The 10614-nt window shown below is 67.6% G+C and carries 7 protein-coding genes and 1 pseudogene; 6 read left to right on the forward strand and 2 right to left on the reverse strand.

The features are described 5' to 3' along the window. The first annotated feature begins 381 nt into the window (after nucleotides 1–381). The 4 genes and pseudogenes from ACIP5W_RS19040 to ACIP5W_RS19055 all read left to right on the forward strand — a co-directional run bounded on the left by ACIP5W_RS19040 (nucleotide 382) and on the right by ACIP5W_RS19055 (nucleotide 6959). The gene (locus ACIP5W_RS19040) at nucleotides 382–5250 is read left to right on the forward strand and encodes a DUF6531 domain-containing protein (protein WP_401474476.1); all 4869 of its coding nucleotides are present in this window, start codon (nucleotides 382–384) and stop codon (nucleotides 5248–5250) included. 24 nt (nucleotides 5251–5274) lie between these two features. After that, nucleotides 5275–5595, forward strand: a pseudogene (locus ACIP5W_RS19045) (HNH endonuclease signature motif containing protein); the annotation flags it as partial. A gap of 3 nt (nucleotides 5596–5598) precedes the next feature. Further along, nucleotides 5599–5835, forward strand: a complete 237-nt coding sequence (locus tag ACIP5W_RS19050) for a bacteriocin immunity protein (RefSeq protein WP_401474359.1) — start codon at nucleotides 5599–5601, stop codon at nucleotides 5833–5835. 464 nt (nucleotides 5836–6299) lie between these two features. Beyond that, nucleotides 6300–6959 carry a hypothetical protein gene (locus ACIP5W_RS19055; protein ID WP_401474362.1) on the forward strand — a complete coding sequence of 220 codons (660 nt, stop codon included), beginning with the start codon at nucleotides 6300–6302 and terminating at the stop codon, nucleotides 6957–6959. Nucleotides 6960–8483: 1524 nt separating this feature from the next. Here ACIP5W_RS19055 and ACIP5W_RS19060 read toward each other — a convergent pair. Continuing rightward, on the reverse strand, nucleotides 8484–8975 hold the full coding sequence (locus tag ACIP5W_RS19060; RefSeq protein ID WP_401474365.1) for a hypothetical protein: 492 nt from the start codon (nucleotides 8973–8975) through the stop codon (nucleotides 8484–8486). Between the two features lie 99 nt (nucleotides 8976–9074). Beyond that, nucleotides 9075–9494 (reverse strand): aspartate 1-decarboxylase, encoded by a 420-nt coding sequence (panD, locus tag ACIP5W_RS19065; protein ID WP_401474368.1) that lies wholly within the window; start codon nucleotides 9492–9494, stop codon nucleotides 9075–9077. Between the two features lie 516 nt (nucleotides 9495–10010). Here panD and ACIP5W_RS19070 point away from each other — a divergent pair. Then, the gene (locus ACIP5W_RS19070; RefSeq protein ID WP_401474371.1) at nucleotides 10011–10271 is read left to right on the forward strand and encodes a phosphopantetheine-binding protein; all 261 of its coding nucleotides are present in this window, start codon (nucleotides 10011–10013) and stop codon (nucleotides 10269–10271) included. A 150-nt stretch (nucleotides 10272–10421) separates the two neighbouring features. Beyond that, the gene (locus tag ACIP5W_RS19075; RefSeq protein ID WP_401474374.1) at nucleotides 10422–10607 is read left to right on the forward strand and encodes an MbtH family protein; all 186 of its coding nucleotides are present in this window, start codon (nucleotides 10422–10424) and stop codon (nucleotides 10605–10607) included. The last annotated feature ends 7 nt before the right edge of the window (nucleotides 10608–10614 follow it).

Consider the following 10614-nt stretch of genomic DNA (forward strand, 5'->3'; position numbering starts at 1 on the left):
CCATCTGGCGTTCGGGATCACCTTCGCGCCAAATGGAGCGGCCAGTCGGAGCCCTTCGCCGACTCGGCCAGGAAAGTTATGGCCCAGGGCGAGTGGGACCCCATCGTGTTTCGGCCCCGATTCCCACGGCACGTTAGTTCGACGGTTCTCCTGATCATGCATCACCGCGACCTCTCTTCACTCCTGACCCGCAGGTGATGCACTGTGCACACACAAGCGCGAAGACTCGTCACGGCCGTTCTGACCCTGACTCTGCTGGCCATAGCGGGGGTCGTCCCCTCCTGGGCGTCCCCCCGGGACCGTCCGCCCTCCACGGCCACCGCGGCCGTCGCACAAGCGCAGGCCCGGACGGCCGCCGACCTGCCCAAGCCACCCAGGGCCATGACGCTGGCCGAGCGCCGCAAGCAGGTCGACGAGGACCGGCACGAACGGTCGCCGATGCGCGAGTACATGAACTCGCCCGAGCGCGGGCCCCAAGGCAAGCCTCACAGTCGGCCGGGCAAGAACGGTGCCGAACGCGGTCCAGCCGCCGGGGGAGGTACAGCCGTCCAGCCCCTCGCGGCGGCGGGCGACAACCCGACGTGGGTGTCGTCCTGGGCCGAGGCGTACCCGGGGATACTGTCGATCGGCGGTCAGGTGAAACTGCCCAAGCGGGGCTCGTCGTACACCGGGATGTGGCTGTATGTGCGGGACGAGGCGGGCAACTTCGTCGTCCAGCAGGAGATCAAGAAAGCCACGGACGATCCGGTCGGCGTGGATTCCGATACCGGGGCCTGGTGCTACGACTGGTGGGGAAGCACTTCCTACCCCACCGACCAGTGCTTCTGGTGGGCCACCGGTGAACTGGGCGGAATCCTGCAGGACGGCAAGAAATACTACGCCTGGGTCTTCCTGGACAGTGCCGACGGGACGTCGAGCCCGGGCGGGACCACCTCGCCGCTGGTGGAGGCGTTCTACACCCCGGTGATCCCCGGCGCGCAGGCGGGCATCTGCACCTGCTACGCACAGGCGCACCGCGCCGACCCGGTCAACACGGCCACCGGCGTGTTCTACGAACAGCTCACCGACGCCTCCCTGGTGAGCCCCGGCGTGCCCCTGGCCCTGGAACGCACCTACCGCTCCGACTCGAGCGCCGTCGGACTGCTGGGACGCGGCTGGGCGACCCCGTTCGACGCGAGGCTGACACCGGCGACGGGCAAGGTGACGTACCGGACCGACGACGGGGCGTCGTTCGTGTTCACGCAGGCGAGCGACGGCACGTACACCGCCCCGGCGGGCTCCGCGGCCAAGCTGGTCAAGGGCACGAGCACGTACACCATCACCACACCGGACCACACCAGGCGGACCTTCGACAGCGCCGGTCTGCTCACCTCCGTGGTCGACACCGCGGGCAAGGGACTGAGCCTGACGTACGCGTCGGGCAGGCTCACTTCCGTCAAGGACGCCGCCGGGCGCACCACCGTCTTCACGACGGGCACCGACGGACTGCTGGCCGAGGTGGGCCTGCCGGACGGCACGTCGGTGTCGTACGGCTACACCGACGGCCTGCTGACCTCGGTGACCGACCCGGCCGGCAGGACGTCGTCGTACGCGTACGACACGAACGAGCGGCTGTCCTCCTACACCGACCCGGCAGGCGGCAAGGTCACCAACGTCTACGACACGACGGGCCGCATCAAGTCCCAGACCGACCAGAACGACAAGACCACCACCTTCACCTGGGACGGCAAGAGCGCGTCGCACACCACAGCGCCGGACGGCGGCGTGTGGACCGACGTGTACGCCGGCAACGTCCTGATGGAGACGATCGACCCGTACGGCAAGAGCATCAGCTACGACTACGACCGCTACCTGCGCCCCGCCGCCATCACCGACCAGCGCGGCCACACGACGCAGATGACGTACGACAGCGCCGGACGGATGCTCACCCGCACCGCGCCCACCGCCCTCGGCTACGCGGAGAGCTGGACCTACGACAGCGCGGGCAACATCACCAGCCACACCGACGGACGCGGCAACAAGACGATCTACGCGTACAACACGGCGAACCAACTCACCTCGACCACCGACCCGATGGGCGGCAAGACCCTCTACACGTACACCGCGCTCGGTTCCCTGGAGACCGTGACGACTCCGCGCGGCAAAGTCACCACCTACGGCTACGACGTGGCCGGCAACCGCACGTCGGTCACCACCCCACTGGGCGCCAGGACGACGTTCACGTACGACAGGGCCGGCCGGATCCTGTCCAAGACGGACCCGCGCGGCAACGTCGCCGGCGCCGACCCGGCCGCGTACACCACGACGTACACCTATGACGGGCGCGGTCTGCTCAGCTCGGCCACCGACGCCCTGGGCCGCACCACGGCCTACGAGTACAACGGCGCCGAGCAGCTCACGTCTGCACGCAACCCGGCGGGTGACACCACCACGTTCGCCTACGACGACGCCGGGCATCCGACCCGCACCACCGACCCTGCGGGCAACGCGGTCACCCGCACCTACGACGCGAGCGGACGCCTGGCCTCCGAGACCGACGCGGCCGGCGGCAGGACCACCTACACCTACGACAAGGTGGGCCGCCTGCTGAGCAGCGTCTCGCCACGGGGGAACGTCTCCGGCGCCGACCCGGCCGCGTACACCACGAGTTACACCTACGACGCGGCCGGAAACACCACCAAGGTCACCGGCCCCACCGGGGCGTCCGTCACCACGACCTACGACGCGGTCAACCGGCCGCTCGTGGTCACCGACCCGCTGGGGCACACCACCGGCTACACCTACGACGCCAACGACAACGTCACCAGGACCACCGACGCGGCGGGCGAGACGGTCACCTCCGTCTACGACAAGAACAACCGGCTCACCAGCAGCACCGACCAGCTGAGCAAGACCACCTCCTACGCCTACGACGCCGACGGCAACCTGCTCAGCCGCACCTCCCCGCTCGGCCACAAGGCGAGCTGGACCTATGACGCCGACGGCCGCCGGGCCACCGCGGTCGACCCCCGCGGCAACGCCACCGGCGCCGACCCCGCCCAGTACACGACCACCTACGGCTACGACCCGGCAGGCAATCCCACCACCGTCACCGACCCGCTCGGCGGCGTGACCACCACCGCCTACGACGCGGCCGGCAACGTCACCAAGCGCACCGACGCCGACAAGCGCGTCACCACCTACGGCTACGACAAGCTGGACCGGCTGACCGAGGTCACCGCACCCGGCGACGCCGTCACCACCTACGGACACGACAAAGCCGGCAACGTCACCACCCGCACCGACGCCAACGCCCACGTCACCGCGTACGGCTACGACGCGGCCCGCCGCCTCACCTCGGTCACCGACCCGCTGAACCGGGAGACCACGTACGGCTACGACGCAGCCGGCAACCTCACCAAGAAGACCACGCCCCGCGGCTCCACCGGCTACACCTACGACCCGCGCGGCCTGCTCACCAAGGTCGACTACTCGGACTCCACCCCCGACGCGACGTTCGGCTACGACGACGCCGGACAGCTGACCGCCCGCGCCAACGCGAAGATCTCCGAGGACTTCGTCTACGACGCGGTCGGCAACCTCACCAAGACCCGCGGCTTCACCTACACCTATGACGCCGCCGGGCAGATGCTCACCCGCAAGTACGCCGACGGCAACACGATCACCTACACGTACGACAACGACGGCCGCACCGCGACGATGCTGGCCGACGGCAAGACCACCACGTACACGTGGGACCCGGCCGGCAGCCTCACCAGGTCCGCGCTGCCCAACACCGAGACCGAGGACCGCGCCTACGACCGGGCCGGCCGCCTCACCGCCGTCGCCTCCGCCAAGGCGGGCACCACGGTCACCAAGACCGCGCTCACCCTCTCCCCCGCGGGCCTGCCCACCCACATCGACGTCACACGCGCGAATGTCGGCACCGGCGGCTACGACCTCACCTACGACACGGCCGGCCGCCTCACCTCCGGCTGCTTCCCGCAGCCCTGGGTCACCGGCTGCGCCGCGAGCCGCACCACCGCCTACACCTACGACAAGGTCGGCAACCGCCTCACCTCCACCCTCGGCACCACCTCCACCGGCTACGCCTACGACGCCGCCGACCAGCTCACCTCCGCCACCACCGGCACCACGACCACCGCCTACGGCTACGACGCCGAGGGCAACCAGACCAAGAAGGGCGCCGACACCTACACCTACGACCTGGCCGGACAGATCTCCGCCGCCACCGTCGCAGGCAGCGGCTACACCTACGACCACGACGCCAGCGGCAACCAGGTCACCACGCTCAAGGACGGCGTGGTCACCCACCGCGCCCAGTGGGACCCCAACGCCCCCCTGCCGATCCTGGCCACCGAATACGACAGCGCCTGGACCGTCAAGCAGTCCTACCGCTACGACCCACTTGGCCAGCACACCGCCACCAAGACCGGCACCGGGACACTCTTCCACTACCACCACGACACCCAGGGCTCCCCGGTCGACGTCACCGGCAGCACCGGCACCCTGCACCAACGCTGGGCCTACGACCCCTTCGGCACCCGCGTGCTGAACACCACCACCAGCGGCGCACCCGCGAGCACCCCGTCGTACACCGGCGCCCGCTACGAGACCACCACCGGCAACCTCGACCTCCACGCCCGCCAGTACGACACCGCCACCGGCCGCTTCACCCGACCCGACCCCGCCACCCGCGCCCGGACGACCCCGTACACCTCGCCCTACGCCTACGCCGACAACGCCCCCGCCCTCCTGACCGACCCCAGCGGCCTGACACCAGACGACCCGAACAACGACCGCGTCGACAGCCTCGGCGAGGCAGCGGGCATCTTCGGTGACGCCTTCGTCGACGTCTTCACGTCCCCCTTCGTGTTCCTCGGTGACGCGCACGACGCATTCACCGGCCAGAACGGCGGCGCCGGCGCCTTCGTCGACAAGTACCTCCCCGTCCGCCCCGCCTACCGCCTCTACCGCGCCGAATACATGCTCCGCCAACAGGGCTGCGACGCCCTCGCCGACCTTTACGCGGAGGCAGCCGAAGAACTGACCCAGCAGATCGCCCTCGTGGGGATCGGTGGCCTGACGGGGTGGCGGCGACAAGCGGTCGAGCCGGAGACCTCGGTCCTGGGTGCCGAAGGACTGAGTGATCGCCTGGCCATAACGGGGACCAGGACGGCCACAGAGCTGAGGAACTCTCCAGGCGCAGTAACAGGTGGCGGGCGTCTGTCCGACGTATCGGGCGGATGACTCAAGGGAACCCATGGAAATACAGGAAAAATTCCAGGACAGATCGGTCGACAGCTGCAAGGAAAATCCTTCAAGACATTCGGGGATTTTCGCGAAGCTTTCTGGAAGGCCGTCGCCAACGACCCGGCCTTGGCAGCAAGTTTCAGTAAAGCAAACAGGACACGCATGGCTGCTGGCCGAGCACCGTTTGTGACGAACCAGCAATCCGTAGGAAAGAACAACAAGTACGTCCTGCACCACGTGAAACCAATTCAACATGGCGGCGGTGTCTACGATCTGGACAACTTGATAGTCGTGACCCCTCGGTATCATGCTGAAGTACTGGACCCCGACTATCATCAGTGAGGCGTGGTGGAAGTGCGTGACCTTACCCGCGATCAGCTCGTCGAGCTCGTTCGAAAAATCATGGCTGCAAACGGGACGGAGGAGGAAGACGACAGACTTGTTGAGATTCTCGAAGCGAACGTGCCTCATCCTCGCGTACTCAATCTCATTTACCACCCCGATGAGGAAGGCTTCACGGACGAGCTGACGGCGGAAGAAGTCGTGGACACTGCTTTGACCTACACTCCTTTCGCCTTGTAAGAAGAGGTGGTGTTCCTGGACGAGAAAGTCAGTAATGCGGGCATGCCCTTTGCACTCGCCGAAGGAGAGCACGCCCAGGTGGGAAGCACCTTCTACTTCGCCTGTCAGTCGGTCGCCTACCTCAGCAGCGGAGACTTCAGGGACATGGCTGTCGGCACGGGCCACGTGTGCGTCAATGGAGCAACAGGGGAGTGTTGCATGCCGGGAGCGACCGAGTCCGCCCGACTCGACCTCTTCCAACCCGCACGGTCACGCCCCGTGGCGTGACGTCGGGGGGAACGGGCCGGTGGCACACGGCAAAGGTGCGACGCACACCACCGGCCCGTAACATCGCTCAGCCACGGGTCACCGACCGAGAGGCACGCCGCGGACATCGATCCGGACGATGTGATCCTCCTCGACGGACAATCCGAGCAGGCTGGACCAGGCGTCTGTCGGAGCTGTGGATTCCTCAGGACCGACCGATGATCAGTCTCGAACGAGCGGCGGAACTGGCCCGGCAGCACGTGGCCGAGGATCCGCTCAACTCCCGGGTGGAACTGGTGTCCGTCGAGGGCGCCGTAACCGTGGTCGGCGAGGCCGTCTACTTCGGCTTTCAGAACCGGGGCTATCTGGAGACCGGGGACCCGTCCCGGATGACCATCGGCATCGGCCCCGTCCGAGTCGATCTGGCGACGGGCGAATGCAGAATGCTCGGCTCTGTCGAGGCCAGGGAGATGGACCTGTTCGACGACGATGAGCTCGCCCTGCCGGGTCCGGGCGGTTGGCGGCTCGTTCCGCCCGAACTGCGGGACGCCTGGCGGGCGGCCTTCGACGCGGAACCGGCTGCTCCCGACCTTTCGGCACCCTGTCCGCACTGCGGCGCGACCGATCTCCACCGCTGGTACCGGGCGGACGGTCCGCTGGACGAGACGTTCGACGGGGTCCACGCCGTCGCCTACGGATGGCGAACCGAGTGGTGCGCCTCATGCCACCTCTGCCACGAGGACGGCGACAGCTTCGTACCGGACCACTGGCAATCTCCGTACGACGTGCCCGAGGCGTACGAGATGAAGTTCGCCCCGCGCTACATCGAGGCCGCCCGCCAGAGGAAACTCACAACCGAACCGACTCGGAACGACTGAGACCGACGACGGTGCCGTGCTTCCCGCCACGTGAACAGCAGGGAAGTACGGCCCGTCGACCAGACCTTTCGGATGTTCGTTTCATGTCAGGAGACGGCATGACGAGACCGCCCTGCCGGTAGAGCTCGTCGAGGACGAGCGCTCCGGGGGTGTCCGACGAGGGGCAGGAGCAACTCTGCCAAGGAGTCACCTGCGCGCCGTTCGCGTTCCGTCGGTCGGCGGACAGAGAACACCGAGGCGACGGTGGCCGATGGTTCGGCGAAAACCGCAGGTCGACGCCAAGGCGCTGAGACCGCTGTTCGGTCCCCCTCCAAGATCCGGACCATATACGGGCCAAGGTCCACCCATGCCCCTCCACAAGGCACATTTGTGCTGGTCAGAGCCAAGCGGAGGGTGTACCACCAGCAGACGAAGAATCTGCTGGTGTCGTACTCGCCGAAGAAGCTGGGCTTCTTCTGGAGCCTGAAGTCGGGTTGCCTGGGGCATCGTTGCGCTCCAGGCAACCCGCCGCAAAAGGTACCCACCGCATTCGAAGGATCCACGCGATCCGGTGCTGGTTCTGCGGGATGCCGGGCTCGAACCACTGGAGCCCTGTCCAGGAAGCGATAAGCCCTGGCGCTGCCGCTGCTCCCGTGAGAACGAGGTCGCGACGCGCCTGTCCTCCATCCGGTCGGCAACGACCGGCTGCAGGAAGTGCCCCCGATCCGGTGGCCGGACCGATCCCGCGACAGCCGTCGCAAAAGCGCGGGCCGCCGGGTGCGAACCGTTGGAGCCCTGTCCGGGGAGGATCACGGACCGGTGGCGCTGCCGCTGCGGTTGCAGCACGGACCTTGCGCTCACCCTGACCAGCATCAGAGGAGGCCGTACCGCGTGCGGAACCTGCTCCCCAGGCGCGACTCGGTAACCGTCGCGCACGATGAGCGCCGCCACTGACACCGAGTGGTCGAGCAAGCCCGGGTGCCGCCGTACTCTCGGATTGCCCGTGCAGACCGCAAGAAGAGGCCCGCCTGTCCGGCTGAGCCAGCAAGAATACGGCCATGGTGACGATTGAAACCACCGCAGATCACCTGGCGTGGGGTCCACGGCGCACACCAGGTACCACTTGTCCGGAAGGCTCGCATTCCCATTGCTGGACTCTGCCGGGGAGTGCTCCCGGGCGCGGGGGACGGGACAAGGAACGGGAGACGCGGGCGAAGTGCCGCACCGCCGATCCCCCAGCACACCGACGGTCGGGGGACGTGACGACGGGGAGGTGACCTTCACCAGACCGTATGCTCCGCATCGCCCGAACCGATCGACTTTCCTGGCTTCAACCCGTCCGAGGAACAACGCAGTTGACAGTGCGGGCCGAATCAACTCACGCGCCGACGTCGCGCGAGTTCACCGACGGCCGCCAGCGTGTGCCCACCCCACCCGTGCACCACCACACGGCCGTACCGTCCCGCTCCGAGCCGTGGATGCCGAGATCGTGTCGTGGGCACACCTGCCAGACCCGCCAGGCCCGTTCGAGCCGGCTCTCCTGGATCAGAACCGCCAGACCGGCCAGCGCAAAGGCCGGTCGTCGCACTTCGTCGGCAGAACGGGGTTGCCCCAGTTGAGCAGCCGGCCATCGGCGAGGCGGACTCCGGCTCCCACGGGGGACGATTCCTCCAGGATCTCGATCTCCGGTTCGCCCTCGATCCCGTGCGTGGTCAGGTCACGGACCATGATGCTCAGCGCGGTCCGCAACGTTTCCATACGCTCGGGGGCGAGGTCGAAGCCGGGATCGAAGCCGGCATCGAAGCCCGCCTCGTCCAGGACATGCCGGGCCAGCGCGGCCATCTCCGCCGGAGGCACCTCGGCCGGGTTCCGCCCGACGACCTCCACGATGGCGTCGCCGCGGAGAAACCAGTCGAGCAGTTCGCAGGCGGGCGCGACGACTTGTCGTGGGTCGAGATCGTCCTCCCGCAGGCAGAGGTGAACCTTTCGCGCCAACTGCTCGGCAACCGCATCGTACTCAGCCACGGCGTCGCTCACCGGCTCGGTGCCCCGACGCGGCCCGGTTCCCCGCCGCCTGGTTTCTCGGCATGGCGCTGGATCCGTGGAACCTCCAAGAAGACTCACACATGTCGCCGGTCAGGCCGTGCGGGTCACCGCACCGTCGACCAGGCCGTGGCCGGCCGGAGCCGTGCTCAGGGCCGTGCCCTCGTCGATGATCTCGTTGCGCTCGTTCACGAAGACCACCCGGGGCTCGACCTTCGCCGCGTCGGCGTCCGGAACCGCCCCGTAGGCGATGATGATCACGAGGTCGCCGTTCTGGACGAGGCGGGCCGCGGCGCCGTTGACGCCGATGATGCCGCTGCCGCGGGGGCCCTCGATCACATAGGTCTCCAGCCGGCTGCCGTTGTTGATGTCCACGAGGTGGATCAGCTCGCCGGGGAGCAGGTCGGCGGCGTCCATGAGGTCGGCGTCGAGGGTCAGGGAGCCTACGTAGTTCAGATCGCACTGGGTGATCGTGGCTCGGTGGATCTTCGACTTGAGCATGGTTCGGAACATGGCTGTCGCCTTTCGGGGTGGGCGCCTTCTGGTCTTCAACCACGAGCGGACGACGACGGGTGACACGGCTGCCGAGGATTTCCCGAGCCTTGCCGTACGCGGGCACGTGAAATTCGATGCAAGCCATGGCAATCGGCCCGTTCCCGACCGACGTGAGCCCGTTCCAGAGGATCCTGGGCGGCGATCGACGAGCATTCCAGCAGAATTTCAGTTCCGGTAGAGGCGAATTTCCGTGACATCACGAGAAGGCCTCTTCCTGAGCGGGAAGGCGCCATCAGAGTCACCTGTCAGCGCTGGTCAGTGACCCTAAAACCCCTCCCTCCGGGTCCTATGTCGCCCACTCACTTTCATGCCGTGCAGGTTGATGAGCGGGGACGGGACTGGAGCCGGCATCCGTCTCGCGGTCACAGTGGGGAAGCGTCGAGGCAAGAAAACGACCTCGGTCGCAATACAACGGAATCGCGGCATCACAGAATCGCAGAATCCCGAATGATTCGGCCCTGAAGGGAGCAGAGGGTGACGGTGGAAATCACGACACAGGAGGCCCAGGAGATCGCCGGGAGGATCGCCGTGGTCTTCCAGGAGGTGCTGGGCGCGACGGAGGTGCCCGACACCGGCAGCGGGTTCCTGGAGATCGGCGGTGACTCGCTGACGGCCGCCCGCGCGGTGTCCCTCATCAGCTCCCGGCTGGGCGTGCGGATCACCGTCCGCGACCTGTTCCAAAAGCAGAACGCCGACGCGCTCGCCCTCGTGGCGCTGCGCCGCCTGGCCTCCTGACAGCCGGGGCGGTGGGCCGCTCCGGCTCGACCCGCCCGTTCGACAACGCGGACCCGCCCGGCCGATCCGGCACGGCGGGCTCCGGGCCGGCCCGTGACGGGTCCGGTCGTCCGATCGCACGTCCGCAATGACTTTTCGAGAGGTGAGGACATGGTGGCTCAGACGTATCGCGTGGTGGTGAACGGCGAGGAGCAGTACTCGATCTGGCCGGATGGACGGGACCTGCCCGAGGGCTGGTTCGAGGAGGGCACCTCCGGGACCAAGGAGGACTGCCTCGACCACATCGAGCGGGTCTGGACCGACATGCGGCCGCTCAGCCTCCGCCGGGCGCGGTGACCGAACT

This window comes from Streptomyces sp. NPDC088766 (genome assembly GCF_044750845.1).
In the GTDB taxonomy this organism is placed as follows: Bacteria; Actinomycetota; Actinomycetes; order Streptomycetales; family Streptomycetaceae; genus Streptomyces.

Bases quoted from the DNA above. Each gene is read 5' to 3' on its own strand.
- ACIP5W_RS19040 (WP_401474476.1), top strand. From the start codon at position 382: ATGACGCTGGCCGAGCGCCGCAAGCAGGTCGACGAGGACCGGCACGAA.
- ACIP5W_RS19055 (WP_401474362.1), top strand. From the start codon at position 6,300: ATGATCAGTCTCGAACGAGCGGCGGAACTGGCCCGGCAGCACGTGGCC.
- panD (WP_401474368.1), bottom strand. From the start codon at position 9,494: ATGTTCCGAACCATGCTCAAGTCGAAGATCCACCGAGCCACGATCACC.
- ACIP5W_RS19075 (WP_401474374.1), top strand. From the start codon at position 10,422: ATGGTGGCTCAGACGTATCGCGTGGTGGTGAACGGCGAGGAGCAGTAC.